Below are 15,791 nucleotides of genomic sequence, written 5' to 3'. Positions count from 1 at the left end.
TCGAGATGATGGAAGTACATGATGACCGCAAAAAAGGTAGCACTCGCCGAAGCCGACACCGAAGTGGTGCACATCACCGCTGCGCGCCGCATGCTCACCGAAGCTCAGGTGTTGGACATCATCCCGGTGAGCCGCACCACGCTGTATCGCATGGAGAAGGCAGGTCGCTTTCCGAAATGCACCTACATCAGCCCGAACCGGCGCGTCTGGTATGAAGACGAGATCGTGGCTTGGCAGAATGCGGTTGATGAGTTCGATCCGCGTCGGGCACGGGGCAAGGGCCGGCGCGCCGGCGCTGTTCGGTAGCCCGCGAAGACGCGCTGAAATTTGTTCTTTGACCTATACGATGCGCCTGGGCTTTCCGGAGCATGGTCTGCAAGGTGCCCGCATCCACACGCCCCTTTCCTCCTCCATCAGCAGGAGAACCGGGTCGCCTTTGGATGGATCGGCTCGACCACTGCGCTTGGCGCACGGCTGCCGTTTGGGTCAACCGACAATGGGAAGCCTGATCCGGAACGTTGCGCCGCCGTGATCGCGATTTTTTGCCGAAATGAACCCGTTGTGCGCCTCGATAATGGTGCGGGCGATGGACAGCCCCATGCCCATGCCTTCCGCCTTGCTGGTGAAAAAAGGTTCGAAAACCTGGTTTAGCTTGTCTTCGGAAATACCGGGCCCGCGATCCGAAACGGATAACTGGGCGAACTCCTCAACGCGCGAAGTCCGGATGCTGATGCTGCGATGTCCAGGCGGCGTATCCTTCATCGCCTCGATGCCGTTCATTACAAGGTTCAGAACAACCTGTTGAAGTTGAATGCGGTCACCGACGATCGGAAGCGCATTCGACATGGTCAGACTGGTCAATTCGATCTGTCGTGCGATGGCCAGTGCTGAAAGAAAATCTACGGTTTCCCGCACAACATCATTGAGGTCCAATTGTACCGGGTCGAAGGGGGCCTTTTTCATCAGGCTTCGTATCCTTCGGATGACTTCGCTGGCGCGCTGATCATCCCGTAGAATATCGCCCAGGATTTCGCTTAGTTCGGCAAGGTCCGGATTGGGAGATTTAAGTATCGCCTGTGCCGTTTCGGTATTCGTCAGAATGGACCCTAGCGGCTGATTTATTTCATGGGCAATCGACGCGGTAAGTTCGCCAGCGGTTGAGAAGCGGTTGACGTGGGCGAGTTCTTTCATTCGCTGCCGCGCTTGTACTTCCGCCAACCGACGCTGACGATGTGCATTGAGCAGGGCCAAGATTAACCCAGCTTGGGCGAGAAGAACGGCAGCTATCAGCACGATTTGTGAGGAATAACGCTGCCATGCAGTTTGCTCCCGAAACAGGATTTCGCTCCCAGCCGGCAGGCGGCTCTCGCTGATGTTCCAGCGCTGAAGTAGTCGCCAATCGTATTTCGGTGCTGAGAAGCCGACGGGATTGATGCCGCTGATCTTCTCGCCTCCCAACATGCGCACGGCAACAGCAGCCATTGATTGGGCGCCCTCAGCCGGTGAAAACATCGGACCGCCTACGACCTGACCGACAAAATAAGACTGATCGAACGAAAAAATGGGAGCGTTGGCGACTTCATAGATGCGCCTCAATGGCTCCTTGTCTCCATAGACGGCACCTGCACCGTCCACCGCTAGCTGCTGATAAAAAAGTGCAGTGTGCGGTGGCAAAGTCGCAACTGCTTTCAGTATATCCGCTAACGGCTGCTCGCCGAAAAAGATTAACTCAACTTTGTTTTTCTTCAGCAGTGGACCGACTATCCGTTGGCTCTCGGCAGCCCAAAAGCGCTCACTGGGGGAGCTTCCGAGGATGATCGCGATGGCTTTTGTCTCCGGCAACAGCCGCAAAATGTTTTCAAAAGCCGCGACTTGATCGTATCGCACCCCGGCCAAAGCGTCCCGCTCGGACAACATGGATGGCTCAACCCGCCGCACCTCGACTGCCGCAAGCAGCATCGGCGTCGTCGGATAGAGGTCTGGCCTGTGCTGCTGGACGAAGAGGGCAGCGGGGGCACCAAGAGCGACGATCAAATCTGGCGGCCGTTGAGTATAGAGCGCCTTAAGATACTCAACAAATTTCGCATCGGCGGCGTCGTCCCCGTCCAGCGCCGTGACGAGCGAGTGTTCCTGAATGTTCAGCGGCCAAGGCGATTGTTTGTTGAGTTCTCTCTGTATTTCTCTGCTCCATGCGGCTCCCTGCTCAAAATTCGGACCGAATGTATGAAGCAGCAAAATCTTTTTCGGTTGGCCGGCAATCTGGCCAGACAGGGTTTGGGCGGTTGTGCCCCCCATCGAGACGACAAGCACGACAACGGCAGCGACCCACACACAAACGTGCCGCTTTAGCGAGGTCATCGCGATGGTCGCCTCACCAGTACATCGTCGCATTGGCTAACACGTTAAGGGCACTCCCGGTCTGCGGCGTATAGACCACCGGCGTGGGGTTATTGGTGTACCCGAGCCCGATGCCCACACGGATGCCGGGCGCAACGGGTGCATAATAGGCTGCAGTTATCGAAAAATTGTCAGTATGCGCGAGCTGGCCGCCTCGCACGGCGGCATCGACCAGATATTGGGTGAAGACATTGCGGGAGACAACCAAGGATACCATATCGCCTGGCCGGGACGGCAGCAGACCTATGCCATAGAGGCGTGCCTCATAGTACTCGCTGACGCGATTAAATTCCGGCGGAGCGTACATCGCGGTTAGCCCAGCGTACCACCCCCTTGCCGCCTGACCTTCGACTGGAACAAGTTGGACAAATTGTCGATCCGCCAGAAGATAGGCTGCGTAATTCCCGGCATTCCGACCGCCGAATTCGAAATCGACATACTTGCTGGTGTTGATGATAGCTGCGGCACGCACCCAGGTCGCAAGCTGGCCGGGAGCGGCCTCCTTGCGATAGCCAACCTCGTTGATCGCGAGGAATCCACTGTTCGGCGTCGACCAGTCCAGGCCGGTCGGGTTAGCGGTCTTCTCGGCGAAGGGACCATCCGGGCTGCTCGCCACCTGCACACCGAATTTGTCATATAGCCCCTCCGGGCCGTTGACCTTGATGTTGATCGCCGGTTTCGCCCAGGCCCAGGCGCTTAGACCCGCCGCGACCGGAATCTGTCCGCTCGGTCCAAAGATGCTGGACGACAAATTGCCTGCCAGAAATGGTCCCCAATACTCAACGACATTGGCCAAATATCCAACCTTCAATTCCACCTGCCGGTTCAGGAAGGTCTGATAATAGCTGAGTGTCGCAAGGCTAAATGCGTTCGGCCCGGCCGGTGCCCAGCTGTCGTAATTGTAGATGCCGCCGCCCGCGATCTGACCGTCGGAAATCCCGTATCTGCTGAGGTCGTAAGTCATCTGCATCACGTTATTCGTGAAGAAGGTTGGCTTCTGGCCATTATAGACCTGCTGGCCAAACGTGTTCCGTTCGGCGGGCAGCATGTTGTCGTAAAAGTTGTTGTTCGTGTAGCCGACGTAGCCGATCCCGAGTGCCGCGAGACTTGATCGGATGCCGGCGAAATCGGGATCGACGGTGTCCTGCGGGCCAGGCAGCGCCACGATGAGCCCCTTGATCCGAAGCGACTGAAAGTCAACCTTTGGCGCGACTGGCGCGGGGCCGAATGCGGTGTCTTCTGTCAGCTCCGCAGCATGACAGGTCGCCCGCAGAAGGAAGCCAGCACAAATCGATAATGCGAACGCCTTCAACATGCAGTCCCAATCGCAATGCGAGGTGCACCATCGCTGGCACGGCTGGTGCAAGGCCGCAGGTCCGCCAAATCTCGCATCGTCATACGCCGTATGACTTACCTGACCATCGATCATAATTTGGTAGCGATCCGCAACGCAACCTGGAAAACGTCCGGTTGAATCTCTGATAGAGTGCCATCGCCCGGTTTTCGCGCCTTGGCAGGGCACGGTAGTAGCTGTCGACCGTCCATGCGGAGTGTCGCCATCGTCAGGGCTGCGCGGCACGACGGCGTGGCACAAACCGCATTGAGACTTTGGTAGTAGATCGCAGCGACAGATCAGCTATGCCTGAACAAGGGCCAAACGACACTTACTCTCCCCGAGTTGCGCGGTACATTTTTGCAGCGAAAGAGGACCGATGTTTGGGCTCGTGCATATTGTCGACGATGATCCGTCATTCCGGGGGGCCATGGAGCGGCATTTGAAGCACGCCGGTTACCAGGTCGCAGTCTATGCGTCAGCGCAGGAGTTGCTCGACCGACTGCCGAGCGACGGCAGTCCGGGTTGTATTCTTCTCGACGTGCAAATGCCCGATCTGGACGGCCCGGCCTTGCAAAAAAAATTGGGCGAATTCGACTCGGCATTGCCGATCATATTTCTCTCCGGTCATACCGACATTCCTATCACCGTGCGGGCCATAAAGGCGGGCGCTCGGGATTTCTTGAGCAAGCCGGTAAGCTCCGAAGACCTTCTTCGCGCAATCGCAGGAGCGTTGGCACATCATCAATCGACATTAGATCTGCAAAACAAAGTAAGTGCGACCCGTGCTCGTCTCGCTACATTGACGCCGCGCGAGCGACAGGTCTTCAACTTCATCGTTCGGGGCAAAATCAACAAGCAGATCGCTCACGCGCTTGGAACAACGGAGCGCACGATCAAAGCTCACCGTCACGGTGTGATGGAGAAAATGCAGGTCCGGTCGTTAGCTGAGCTGGTATCTCTTGCCGAGAGGATCGGCGCTCTTTCCCCAAACACGGAACACACGCCCTGAGCTGAAAGAAGTATCTTAGGTAAACGCCACGGCTCCGCAGAGCCGCTAGCGATTATGCCCCGGAAGCGATCAGAGGTCCCGGAGTGCACAGCAGGCAAGTCATAGTCGTTGACGACGATCCCGGAATGCTGAGGGCTGTACGGCGGCTGCTCCGCCAACATGACTATAAACCGCTCCTCTTCTCGTCTGCCGAAGATCTGGAGCAGCACGCCGACATCGCCAACGCACTCTGCATCATCTTGGACATCAACCTCAACCTGCGATCCGGGATCGACCTCCGACATCAACTCAAAGCGCGAGGCGTTTTGGTCCCCGTCATTTTCATCACCGGCAATGAGACCCATTCCGTTCGCGACGCCGCACTGCTGTCCGGATGCGTCGCATTTCTAACGAAGCCGTTCTCAGCGCACGAGCTGATCGAACCGCTCAAACAGGCTGCGGCAGGCCACTAACCCATTCACTGAGCGCGCCCGGGTTTGCTCCCGTTCCCTTGATCTAGGTCAACGAGACTGAACTTTCGTCCTGAATTGTACAAAGGTGCAGCGCTGCGGTCAGCGCCAGGCCTTAGGAACATCGATGAAGACGCCCGTAAGCGAGCTGCGCCGTTTGCGCGGAGAACGCATTGACTGGCTGCTCTCGGTGCTCACGGGAGTGCTGGCATTACTGATTTTTGTCTTCGCCCCGCTACAAGCAATGGGCATTACCGCCTTTCATCTGTTTGCGGATGGCCTGTTGCTAGCGATCATCGTCAGCATGGTGATCATCTCCAACAATCCGACTGCTCTCGTTCTGATGTCGCTCGCGCTCGTTTTCAACGTCGCCGTATTCTTCCTGCGCATTTACTACCCAGTACCGTACCACCTTCACATTTTGGCCGGCGCATGGCTGGTCATCGCCTGCACGTTAGGCGCTGTCGTGCTTCAGGCCGTATTCAGGCGAGGTCTCGTTACATATCACCGAATTATCGGAGCGATCCTTCTGTACCTTTTGATTGCGGTGGCCTTTGCAACGCTGTTCCTGTTTGTAGGGCTGGCGGCTCCCGACGCAATCAAGGGAATAGCTTTCGAGGACGATCATTCGGTCGCCGCATCGCTTTTTTACATGAGCTTTGTCACGCTTACGTCGACTGGGTATGGAGACATCGTTCCGGTGCATCCGTTGGCACGAAGTCTCTGCAACATCGAGAGCGTGATCGGTCAGCTTTATCCGGCAACGCTTCTCGCGAGGCTCGTCACCCTCGAGCTCGGCAGTACGGGCTCAGCGAGTAAGCTCACGCCTACCACCTGAGCCGCAGGAGCTGCACCGACACGTGTGCGCTGCACTCACCTCTTGTGTGGGGTTCCCGCGTCGCTAGGCGAACGCTTGGTTGATCTGTGTCAACGCCGGCGATCCTTTAGCGGACACGCTGCGTTGCAGCCGCACCAGAGACGGCGTCCGTGTATCTCTTGTGCAGGCACAAAAGGGAGACCCGCATGCATCCCAAGAAGCGTCTTTCGATCCAGTCAGCGACAATTAGCGGGATTGCTGCTAGCGCCCTCTTGGGCCTTGCAGGTCTCACGCTGAATCCAAGCCCAGCCAATGCAGTCGTGTATTGCCAATACACTGCCTACCCGGCGGGTTGCGTTGCTCGGGCCGGTGTGGTGCTGGGTGCGCGTCCAGTGGCCCGCGCTGCGGTACGCCATAATGCCGGTGGCAATGCCAATGGTGGCGTCAACCGCGTCGGCGTGCGGCGATAAGCCAGTTTGCAGGTGACTGGGCAGAAAGGAGCTGTCGCGGTCATCTCGGCCCGGAGGACCGGGACCGATGACGAGCAGCGGCCTCGCGGTATGAAGTACACGTGGTAACGTTTGAAGTGCCCATGGATGGCACGCTGCAAAGACGGCGACATCCGCGCCTGACCAAGACGTTCGTCACTGAAGCAGAAGCGCGGGATTTTGCGCGAGCGAAATTCGCCGAAGGATTGATTGTCACTGCAGGCACCATCATCCCGCACCTGCCGAGAGTGTCGATTCCGTCGCAGGAGATTCCAGCGTGGTTTGAAGCTGACCAAGTAAATGACTGATCAGCGTGCCAGCAAGCCGGGAGCTTGAGGATGTCGGAGCCGAAACAGGTCCGTCGTCGCAACGCACTCGCTTTCCTTGGAAACGGAAGGGTGTTTGAACCACCATGTGAAACTAGGGCCTAATAGGGCCCGGCGGTTTCAGGCCGGACCAAGCGCCCGGTGGCGATCCTTACAACCCCTCAATGATCGAGGGTTTTCAGGTTCCAACCCACCAGAAATCACTGGACGACAGGGCCACACGGTTTTGCCGTACGCACGGCCCGCCATTTCACCACCGGTTTCGACGACGTTGTGCACGTTGCCGCCGACCTGATGACGAGACGAAGCCTAGCAGCGCCGCTCGTCGGAACGAAGCCTCGGGCTCACGGAGAGCAATCCGCCCTGCCCAAACCTCTCGCACCCGAACGCTGCCGCGTCCACCGCAAGCCCGGCTCGCGAATATGACGACCACAAGATCGCCCCTCAAGGATGAGCCGGGATGGCCGATACATACGTCAAAACCGAATTTCGGTAAAGTGGAATATTTTTTCAAGAGAGGATTGACGCACCCGCGACACAGGTCGCGCAATGAGACGCCTCGCGCAGAAGCAACAAGGGGCGGTGCAAAACACCGCCCCTTGGCGCGAAACGAGACTGCGGCGAGGACAGGCGCCTAATACGGCTGATAATAGCCACGCGGACCATAGTAGGGACCGCCGCCGTAATATCCCTGGCCGCCGTAGTAAGGACCGGGGCCGTAATTATAGCGGTCCTCGTAGTACTCTTGGCGCCTGCTCTCTGCGATCGCGCCGCCGATCAGACCTGCCGCCACGCCCATGAAGGCGAGGCCTGCAGCGTTCGGACCTCGTCGATAGTAGCGGTGGCGGCGAGCGGCGCTGAAATCGGTGGCAGCCGGAGCGGCCGGGCCCGCGGCAGCGGCCTTGCTGGGCGCGGGCGAGTTGGCAGCCGAAGGCGTGACAGAGGCCGCAATCAGAACAAGACTTGCGAAAGCTGCCAACGCAACGTTGCGGCCGGCTGCAGAAATCATCGGTCCCTTATTCATCTTGACCTTCCCTGTTCTCGCTCAAAGCGACATCATCAAACAAGACTTAATGCGCAAGCTACTGAAATGGTTTCGTGATCGCTGCAATCTGCCACGCTTTGAACGATTGTAAACCGAACGACCAGATCCAGCTTGAACCATCCAACATGAGCGGATAATGAACAGCCGCACCGTTTTTCGGTCGCCGTAAGCGTTTTACGTGAACCAACGCATCAACCGACGCCGTCGGGATCGATGCCATTCTTGGGTTCACCGTGACTGACGCGTCCTATTCCAAAGAGAAACCAGATGATTGCGGTTCGCAAACTGCCGGCGCGCTATGCGCCGATCGTGATCCCATTTGTGCTGTCCGTCCTCATGACGGCCGTGGTGTCGATCATTTCCACCCTTCGAAGCCTCGGCGCAACGCCGGCGTTCCTCGCGACCTGGCCGGGCGCCTGGGCGCTGTCATGGCTCGTCGCCTTTCCGACGCTGCTGATGGTGCTGCCGCTGGTCCGCCGGATCGTGGAGGGCGTCGTTGCGGCTCCCGCCCAACCGAGCCGATAGCAGGCGCGGACGGCGGCGCGTGACGCACGCCGTCCCGCTTCCGCGTGACTTTACGACAGCGCCCCCAGCACGCCGCGCGTTGCCTTGTCGATCTCCTCGACATAGCGGCGGCGGGCGAAGGTCTCGGTGAGGAAGCCGACCACTTTGCGGCTGTCGGTGGAATCGACGACTGCCAGCATCTCGGCTTCCGCCTCGTCGAACACCGCCATGGCCGACTTCACGTTCATTTCGGGGATCAGCACGATCTCGGTCAGGCGCGCGAGCTCGATCACCTGGATTTCGTCGGCGATGGTGTCGAGATCGCCGGAGAACAGGTCGGGCAGCAGGACGAGACCGACATATTCGTCCGCATTGTTGACGATGACGATCCCGGGCCGCGAGCCCAGCGCGAATTCGCGGCGGACCGCGGCGATCGTCGTGGTCGACGGCACCTTGCCGACATCGGAGCGCATCAGCCGCTCGACGGTGAGGTTGCGCAGCCAGCCGACGTCGTTGGCGCTGCGGATGGTCTCGCCGCGCAGATGCAGGCGCCAGGTCGAGAAGGAGTGCCCGAACATGAAGCGGACGCAGATCGAGGTGACGATGCAACCGGCGAGCACCACGGCGGTGACGTCGACGTTGCGGGTCATCTCGAGCACGAGGAACGACATGGTCAAGGGACCGCCGACGATGGCGACGCCGAGCGTCGCCATGCCCGTCAGCATCGCGACCAGCGGATCGATCACGAAGTTCGGGCTGATCAAGAGCAGCACCGCCGAAAAGAACTTTCCGATCAGACTGCCGACGAACAGCGAGGCAAAGAACAGCCCGCCGCGGAAGCCGGAGGCGAGCGAGATCAGGCAGGCCGTCACCTTCAAGGCGATGATCAGCGCGATCAGGCCGATCGTCATGTCGTGAAAGAGATCGAGCACCATCGCGCCGTGGCCGGCCGCCAGCACCTGCGGCGTGACAATCGCAAAGCCTCCGACGATGAGGCCGCCGATCACCGGGCGCAGCCAGACCGGCAGCCATTTGAACAGGCGCTCGAACATCGAGGACGAGCGCATCACGGCGATGCCGACGCCGCTGGTGACGAGCGCGAGCCCGATCAGCGCCAGATATTGCTCGACGCCGACGGCGCTGACCTTGGGTATTTCGAGCGAGTATGGCGCGCCGCCGAGCCATTGCGCGGTCAGTGCACCCGCGAGCGAGGCGGCGAGGATTGGCGCAGCGCTGCCGACCGAATAGACGCCGACGATCAGCTCGCAGGCGTAGAAGGCGCCGGTGATCGGCGCACCGAAGGCGGCCGCGATCGCCGCAGCGGCACCGCAGCCGACGATCAGGCGCAGATCGTTGCGGCGCAGATTGAAGAACTTGCCGAGCAGCGAGGCGATGCCCGAGCCGATCTGGGTATAGCCGGCTTCGAGGCCGACGGAGGCGCCGCAGCCGTTCGAGATCAAGGTCTGGCTCGACACCACCACGCTGTCGCGCATCGACAGATTGCCGCCACGCAGCGCGTTCGCCTCGATCGGATCGACCGCGCTGGAGAGCTTGAGCCTTCGCCGCCACCACTCCATGATCCCGAGCGCCAATCCGCCCAGCGCGGGCGCGATCAACGCGGCCCAGGGACTGACGCTGGTATTGGCGGACAGGCGAACGTCGATGGGAATGCCGTAGATCACCATATGGGCAATCTGCGCAATCTCGGCCATCAGCGTCACGATGGCGCCGGCGAGCGTGCCGATCACCAGCGCCAGCGGGATCAGATAGAATTCGTTGCTGCGCAGCAGCGCCCGCAGCCGAACCATGACGCGGTTCGTCCCCTTGCGGTCGGCGAGATGTCTGATCCGCAGGAACACTTTTGGCCCGCCCTACCCTTCCGACATGCCGTAACCGGACATGCGCTGGCGGACCCGCTCGATCTCGGCACTCGACAGCAGCGGCGGCTCTCCGATCTGGAGACAGCCGTGATATTGCCGCGCCAGTGTCTCGACCTCGACGGCGAGCCACATCGCCTTGTCCAACGACTTGCCGATCGCGATCATGCCGTGATGGTCGAGCAGGCAGGCAAGCCGGCCCTCCAGCGCCCGCACTGCATGTTCGGACAGCTCCGCCGTTCCGAAGGTGGCATAGGGCGCGCAGCGGATGCTGTCGCCGCCGGCGGCTGCGATCATGTAGTGCACGGGCGGGATCTCCAGGCCCATGATCGCCAGGATGGTGCAATAGGTCGGATGGGCGTGGACGACGGCGTTGACGTCTGGCCGGGCCTTCAGGATGTCGAGGTGGAAGCGCCACTCGCTTGACGGCTTCTGATCGGGCGCGTGCGAGCCGTCCATCGCCATGAACACGATCTGGTCCGGCGTCATGGCGTCGTAGGGCACGCTGGTCGGGGTGACCAGAAGCCCGTCCACATGCCGGACGCTGATATTGCCCGAGGTGCCCTGGTTGATGCCGAGCGCGTTCATGCGGCGGCAGGCGCCGATGATGGCCTGTCTCTTGTCGAGCTCGTCCGCTGTCATCGACATCTCGATTTCCTGACGATGGGCGCCTGTCAGACGGGGAGTACGTCAAGCATTATGGCAGCGCAAGAGAAAGCGGACCGGATCGCGCGCGATCGCGCCAGCCGCCTCATGGCATCATGAAATAAACATGAAAATCAACGCATTAACAGATTGTCGCAGCTCTACGGCAAGCTCGCCCGGACGGCCGCGATGCCATTGATCACGAACTGCACCGAATAGGCCGCGAGCAGCATGCCGAGCACGCGCGAGAGGACGGCGTTGCCGGTGCGCCCAAGGCTCCGCGCGATCATGTTCGCGGAGACAAAGCAGAGCATGCAAAGTAAGCAGACGCAGAGCACGACCGCGATGATGATCGCGAGCCTCGGCCCGTAGCCGGCATCGCCCGTCAGGAGCAGCGTGGTCGCGATCGCGCCGGGACCGGCCATCATCGGGATCGCCAGCGGGAATACCGCGACGTCGGAGGCATGCTCGGAGCTTGCCTTGTCGGCCTCGCGGGCCTCGCGATGCGGACGGTCGCCGAAGATCATCTGATAGGACACGCCGAACAGCAGCAACCCGCCGGCGATCTGGAAGGCAGGGATGCCGATCCCGAGCTGGCGCAGCAGCCAGTTTCCAATCAGGGCGATCACCACCAGGACCGACGCCGCAATCAGTGGCGCGCGTAGCGCGATGGTGCGCTTGGTCTTGTCGGGCATGCCTCCGGTCGCGGCGAGGAAGGCGGGCACGAGACCAACGGGATCCACCACCAGCAGCAACGTCACAAACGCGGACAGGGAGAAATCGATCATGTCTCGGTGGGCTCCCTGGACGCAGGAACGATGGCTGGCGGACTGACTTAGCCCGGCAGAACCGCTTTGAAAATCACCGGAGATGCACAATGAGCGACAGTGGAATTGGAATGTTGCTGGGTCACCTTTCGGGCAACCTGCTCTGGCTCTGGTTCATCGGAGCCTTCGTGCTCGGTGCGGTCCTCGTCTACGGCGTGGCGAAGGCGGGGCGCCTGCGGCGCCGCGAGCGCGCACAGCTCGACCGCAACACCGAGGCGCGGCAGCGGCAGGAAGATCCCTACAAGCGTCCGACCTGAGCGCAGGTTGCCGTTTGGAACTTTCGTTCTCCGAAAGCTTTTGATCGCCTGAGGATTGCGGAAGGCGATGCCTTCGCGTGTCACCTCAAGAGGAGGATGTATGGCCAAGAAAGCAAAGAAGCGCACGACCAAGAAATCGTCGACGGGCCGCGCCCGTCAGGCGCCGAAGATGTTGAGCGACCTGTTTCTCGAGACGCTCAAGGACATCTATTTCGCCGAGAACAAGATCATCAAGACCTTGCCCAAGATGGCCAAGGCCGCCAACTCGAAGGAGCTCGCGGCGGCTTTCAACAAGCATCTGCGCGAGACCCAGGGCCAGGTCAAACGTCTGGACCAGATCTTCAAGATGTTGGGCAAGCCGGCCCGCGGCAAGCCCTGCGAAGCGATCAACGGCATCACCGACGAAGGCGCCGAGATCATGAAGGAGTTCAAGAACGCTCCTGCGCTCGACGCCGGCCTGCTCGCAGCTGCGCAGGCGGTCGAGCATTACGAAATCTCCCGCTACGGTACGCTGCGCACCTGGGCCGAGGAGCTCGGCATGCAGGACGCGGCAAAGCTGCTGCAGGCGACGCTGAACGAGGAAGAGGCGACCGATCACACCCTGACCGAGCTCGCCACCTCCGTGATCAACCTCGAGGCGGAAGAGGAATACCGCCAGGCGGCCTGAGCCCCACGTGGCGTGACGACGAAACGCCGCGGCCGGAAGGCCGCGGCGCTTGTGTTTTCGGATCGCACGATCCGCATGGCACCTGCGCGCCGCCGGGCTGGAATTCTCGGGAACCGGCCCCATATTCAGCGTTCCCCACCGCCGAGCCCGCATCATGCAACCCAAAAATCCCCTCGACTGGATGCTGTCCGAAGCCCTGGACTCGCTGACTCGCGCCGAACGGCTGCGCCAGCAGTTCGGCCGCCAGGAAGCGTGCTGGGAGCCACCGATCGACGTGCTCGAAACCGAGCATGAGCTTCTGATCTTGGTCGCGCTTCCGGGTGTCAATCCCGACAATGTCGAGACTGTCATCCATGACGGCGCGCTCGTCATCTCCGGCCAGCGCACCCTTCCGCCGGAGCTTCGCAACGCCCGCATCCACCGGCTCGAACTGCCGCAGGGGCGTTTTGAGCGCCGCATTGCATTACCCGTTGGCCGCTACGCCATCAGCCGCTTCGTGATGGACGGCTGCGTCGCGCTGCGCCTCGCCAAATCCTGAGGTCGATCATGGCCACCGAACCAATGAATACCGCACCGACCAATCCCCAGAGCAATTCCGACGTGAAGATTCCCGAAGACGCGCTGATCATCATCCCGGTGCGCGAGATGGTGCTGTTCCCCGGCGCCATCGCGCCGATCGCGATCGCGCGGCCGAAGTCGGTCGCTGCCGCGCAGCAGGCGCTGCGCGAGCAGCGGCCGGTCGGCATCGTCCTGCAACGCAGCCCCGAGACCGAGGAGCCCGGACCGGACGACCTCTATCGGGTCGCGACCATCGCCAACATCGTGCGCTACATCACCGCGCCCGACGGCACCCATCACATCGTCTGCCAGGGCGTGCAGCGCGCGCGCATCCTCGACTTCCTGCCGGGGACGCCGTTCCCGGCCGCGCGGATCCAGCAGATTCCGGAGCCGGCCACGAGCACGCCCGAGATCGAGGCCCGCGGGCTCAACCTGCAGCGCCAGGCCATCGAGGCGATCGAACTGCTGCCGCAGGCGCCGCCCGAGCTGATCGCGATGTTCCAGGGCACCACCGCGCCCGGCGCGCTGGCGGACCTGGCGACCTCGTTCATGGACATCAAGCCGCAGGACAAGCAGGAGGTGTTGGAGACCATCGACCTCGCTCTGCGTGTCGAGAAGGTGTCGAAGCATCTGGCCGAACGGCTGGAGGTGCTGCGCATCAGCAACGAGATCGGCCAGCAGACCCGCGCCAGCTTCGACGAACGGCAGCGCGAGGCGATCCTGCGCGAGCAGATGGCGACCATTCAGCGCCAGCTCGGCGAAGGCGACGGCAAGGCGGCCGAGGTCGCCGAGCTGACCGCTGCCATCGCCAAGGCCAACATGCCGCCCGAGGCCGACGCGCATGCGAAGAAGGAGCTGCGCCGCTACGAGCGCATGCCGGAGGCCGCCGGCGAGGCCGGCATGGTCCGCACTTACCTGGACTGGCTGATCGAGCTGCCGTGGGCGCTGCCCGCGGAGAAGCCGATCGACATCAAGGAAGCGCGCCGCATCCTCGATGCCGATCACTTTGGCCTGGAGAAGATCAAGAGCCGGATCATCGAATATCTGGCGGTGCGCAAGCTGGCGCCGCAGGGCAAGGCGCCGATCCTGTGCTTCGTCGGACCGCCCGGCGTCGGCAAGACCTCGCTCGGTCAATCCATCGCACGCGCGATGGACCGTCCCTTCGTGCGCGTCAGCCTCGGCGGCGTGCATGACGAGGCCGAGATCCGCGGCCATCGGCGCACCTATATCGGCGCGCTGCCCGGCAACATCATCCAGGGCATCAAGAAGGCGGGCACCCGGAACTGCGTCATGATGCTGGACGAGATCGACAAGATGGGTCGCGGCGTGCAGGGCGATCCTTCCGCCGCGATGCTGGAGGTGCTCGACCCCGAGCAGAACGGGACGTTCCGGGACAATTATTTGGGCGTGCCCTTCGACCTGTCGCGCGTTGTGTTCATCGCGACCGCCAACATGCTGGACCAGATCCCGGGTCCGCTGCTGGACCGCATGGAGCTGATCAGCCTCACCGGCTACACCCAGGAAGAGAAGCTGGAGATCGCCAAGCGCTATCTGGTACGGCGGCAGCTCGAGGCCAACGGCTTGACGGCCGAGCAGGCCGAGATCGAGCCGGAGGCGCTGGAGCTGGTCGTCAACGGCTACACCCGCGAAGCCGGCGTGCGTAACCTCGAGCGCGAGATCGGCAAGCTGTTCCGCCATGCCGCCGTGCAGGTCGCCGAAGGCACGGCTGCCAAGGTCGTCGTGACGCCGAAGGATATCGGCACCGTACTCGGCCAGCCGCGCTTCGAGGGCGAGATCGCGCAGCGCACCAGCATTCCAGGCGTGGCCACCGGCCTTGCCTGGACGCCGGTCGGCGGCGACATCCTGTTCATCGAAGCCTCGCGGGTATCCGGCCGCGGCGGGATGATCCTGACCGGCCAGCTCGGCGAGGTCATGCGCGAGAGCGTGCAGGCTGCGATGACGCTGGTGAAGAGCAAGGCCACGCAGCTCGGCATCGATCCGCAGCTGTTCGAAAAGAGCGACATCCACGTTCACGTGCCCGCAGGCGCGACCCCGAAGGACGGGCCGAGCGCGGGCGTTGCGATGTTCACGGCGCTGACGTCTCTGCTCACCAATCGCACGGTGCGCAGCGACACCGCCATGACCGGCGAGATCTCGCTCCGCGGCCTGGTGCTGCCGGTCGGTGGCATCAAGGAGAAAGTGGTGGCGGCTGCGGCCGCGGGGCTGAAGCGGGTGATGCTGCCGGCGCGCAACAAGCGGGACTACGACGACATCCCGAAGAGCGCGCGGGACAACCTCGAATTCATCTGGCTGGAGCGCGTCGACGAAGCCATCGCCGCGGCGCTCGAGCCGGCCGAGGCCCAAGCCGATGCCAAGGTCGAAGCGGCGGAGTGAATGCGATGAAAAAACTGCTGGAAAGAGCGAAGCGATCGCGGACGACGCAGCGACTGCGCCAATTGCTGGATCGCGCCATCGACGGGGTTCGCGATGCGCTGGCGGCATCAGGACCGCGGCTTCAGCCGATCCCGGTCCGCGCGAAGCGCCGCAAGGGTTGAGCCCTCCGTCTCAAGTCCTCGCGACAGCCCCGAA

18 protein-coding genes are annotated in these 15,791 nt (G+C 61.7%); 12 read left to right on the top strand and 6 right to left on the bottom strand.

Going from position 1 to position 15,791, the window contains the following annotated elements; genetic code table 11:
* Positions 1-18: 18 nt before the first annotated feature.
* Positions 19-306, top strand: a complete 288-nt coding sequence (locus ABIB90_RS27840) for a helix-turn-helix transcriptional regulator (RefSeq protein ID WP_354201711.1) — start codon at positions 19-21, stop codon at positions 304-306.
* Between the two features lie 180 nt (positions 307-486).
* Here ABIB90_RS27840 and ABIB90_RS27835 read toward each other — a convergent pair whose 3' ends face one another.
* A complete protein-coding gene (locus ABIB90_RS27835; RefSeq protein WP_354172308.1) occupies positions 487-2,358 on the bottom strand; it encodes a sensor histidine kinase in 1,872 nt (623 codons plus the stop codon).
* Positions 2,359-2,371: 13 nt separating this feature from the next.
* Positions 2,372-3,712 carry a carbohydrate porin gene (locus ABIB90_RS27830; RefSeq protein ID WP_354201710.1) on the bottom strand — a complete coding sequence of 447 codons (1,341 nt, stop codon included), beginning with the start codon at positions 3,710-3,712 and terminating at the stop codon, positions 2,372-2,374.
* A 397-nt stretch (positions 3,713-4,109) separates the two neighbouring features.
* Between ABIB90_RS27830 and ABIB90_RS27825 the strand changes: the two genes are divergently transcribed.
* The 5 genes from ABIB90_RS27825 (at position 4,110) to ABIB90_RS27805 (ending at position 6,804) form a co-directional block, all read left to right on the top strand.
* Entirely contained in the window at positions 4,110-4,742 is a 633-nt protein-coding gene (locus tag ABIB90_RS27825; RefSeq protein WP_354201709.1) for a response regulator transcription factor, read from the top strand.
* Between the two features lie 83 nt (positions 4,743-4,825).
* Positions 4,826-5,194, top strand: a complete 369-nt coding sequence (locus ABIB90_RS27820) for a response regulator transcription factor (protein ID WP_354172315.1) — start codon at positions 4,826-4,828, stop codon at positions 5,192-5,194.
* Between the two features lie 124 nt (positions 5,195-5,318).
* Entirely contained in the window at positions 5,319-6,029 is a 711-nt protein-coding gene (locus ABIB90_RS27815) for an ion channel (protein WP_354172317.1), read from the top strand.
* 185 nt (positions 6,030-6,214) lie between these two features.
* Complete coding sequence (locus ABIB90_RS27810; RefSeq protein ID WP_354172319.1) at positions 6,215-6,478, top strand: hypothetical protein; 264 nt, start codon at positions 6,215-6,217, stop codon at positions 6,476-6,478.
* 122 nt (positions 6,479-6,600) lie between these two features.
* Positions 6,601-6,804, top strand: coding sequence for a hypothetical protein (locus ABIB90_RS27805; RefSeq protein WP_354172321.1), 204 nt, complete (start codon positions 6,601-6,603; stop codon positions 6,802-6,804).
* Positions 6,805-7,456: 652 nt separating this feature from the next.
* Here ABIB90_RS27805 and ABIB90_RS27800 read toward each other — a convergent pair.
* Positions 7,457-7,846 (bottom strand): hypothetical protein, encoded by a 390-nt coding sequence (locus ABIB90_RS27800; protein ID WP_007601441.1) that lies wholly within the window; start codon positions 7,844-7,846, stop codon positions 7,457-7,459.
* 288 nt (positions 7,847-8,134) lie between these two features.
* Here ABIB90_RS27800 and ABIB90_RS27795 point away from each other — a divergent pair, with 288 nt between their 5' ends.
* A complete protein-coding gene (locus tag ABIB90_RS27795; protein WP_354201708.1) occupies positions 8,135-8,392 on the top strand; it encodes a DUF2798 domain-containing protein in 258 nt (85 codons plus the stop codon).
* A gap of 50 nt (positions 8,393-8,442) precedes the next feature.
* Here the strand turns inward: ABIB90_RS27795 and ABIB90_RS27790 are convergent, their stop codons facing one another.
* From ABIB90_RS27790 to ABIB90_RS27780, 3 genes are all read right to left on the bottom strand, one after another.
* Complete coding sequence (locus tag ABIB90_RS27790; protein WP_007601437.1) at positions 8,443-10,230, bottom strand: chloride channel protein; 1,788 nt, start codon at positions 10,228-10,230, stop codon at positions 8,443-8,445.
* A 12-nt stretch (positions 10,231-10,242) separates the two neighbouring features.
* Entirely contained in the window at positions 10,243-10,896 is a 654-nt protein-coding gene (locus tag ABIB90_RS27785) for an L-fuculose-phosphate aldolase (RefSeq protein WP_007601436.1), read from the bottom strand.
* Between the two features lie 158 nt (positions 10,897-11,054).
* Positions 11,055-11,681 carry a MarC family protein gene (locus ABIB90_RS27780; RefSeq protein ID WP_354201707.1) on the bottom strand — a complete coding sequence of 209 codons (627 nt, stop codon included), beginning with the start codon at positions 11,679-11,681 and terminating at the stop codon, positions 11,055-11,057.
* 89 nt (positions 11,682-11,770) lie between these two features.
* Here ABIB90_RS27780 and ABIB90_RS27775 point away from each other — a divergent pair, with 89 nt between their 5' ends.
* The 5 genes from ABIB90_RS27775 (at position 11,771) to ABIB90_RS27755 (ending at position 15,757) form a co-directional block, all read left to right on the top strand.
* On the top strand, positions 11,771-11,977 hold the full coding sequence (locus tag ABIB90_RS27775) for a hypothetical protein (protein WP_007601434.1): 207 nt from the start codon (positions 11,771-11,773) through the stop codon (positions 11,975-11,977).
* Positions 11,978-12,077: 100 nt separating this feature from the next.
* Positions 12,078-12,644, top strand: a complete 567-nt coding sequence (locus ABIB90_RS27770) for a YciE/YciF ferroxidase family protein (protein ID WP_354201706.1) — start codon at positions 12,078-12,080, stop codon at positions 12,642-12,644.
* Positions 12,645-12,798: 154 nt separating this feature from the next.
* Positions 12,799-13,182 carry an Hsp20/alpha crystallin family protein gene (locus ABIB90_RS27765; RefSeq protein ID WP_354201705.1) on the top strand — a complete coding sequence of 128 codons (384 nt, stop codon included), beginning with the start codon at positions 12,799-12,801 and terminating at the stop codon, positions 13,180-13,182.
* An 8-nt stretch (positions 13,183-13,190) separates the two neighbouring features.
* Positions 13,191-15,596, top strand: coding sequence for an endopeptidase La (gene lon / locus ABIB90_RS27760; RefSeq protein WP_354201704.1), 2,406 nt, complete (start codon positions 13,191-13,193; stop codon positions 15,594-15,596).
* A gap of 5 nt (positions 15,597-15,601) precedes the next feature.
* Positions 15,602-15,757, top strand: coding sequence for a hypothetical protein (locus tag ABIB90_RS27755; RefSeq protein WP_167552295.1), 156 nt, complete (start codon positions 15,602-15,604; stop codon positions 15,755-15,757).
* The last annotated feature ends 34 nt before the right edge of the window (positions 15,758-15,791 follow it).

It is taken from the genome of Bradyrhizobium sp. JR4.1 (genome assembly GCF_040548605.1).
Classification (GTDB): Bacteria; Pseudomonadota; Alphaproteobacteria; order Rhizobiales; family Xanthobacteraceae; genus Bradyrhizobium; species Bradyrhizobium canariense.
This window is presented reverse-complemented; position numbering and strand designations above follow the sequence as displayed.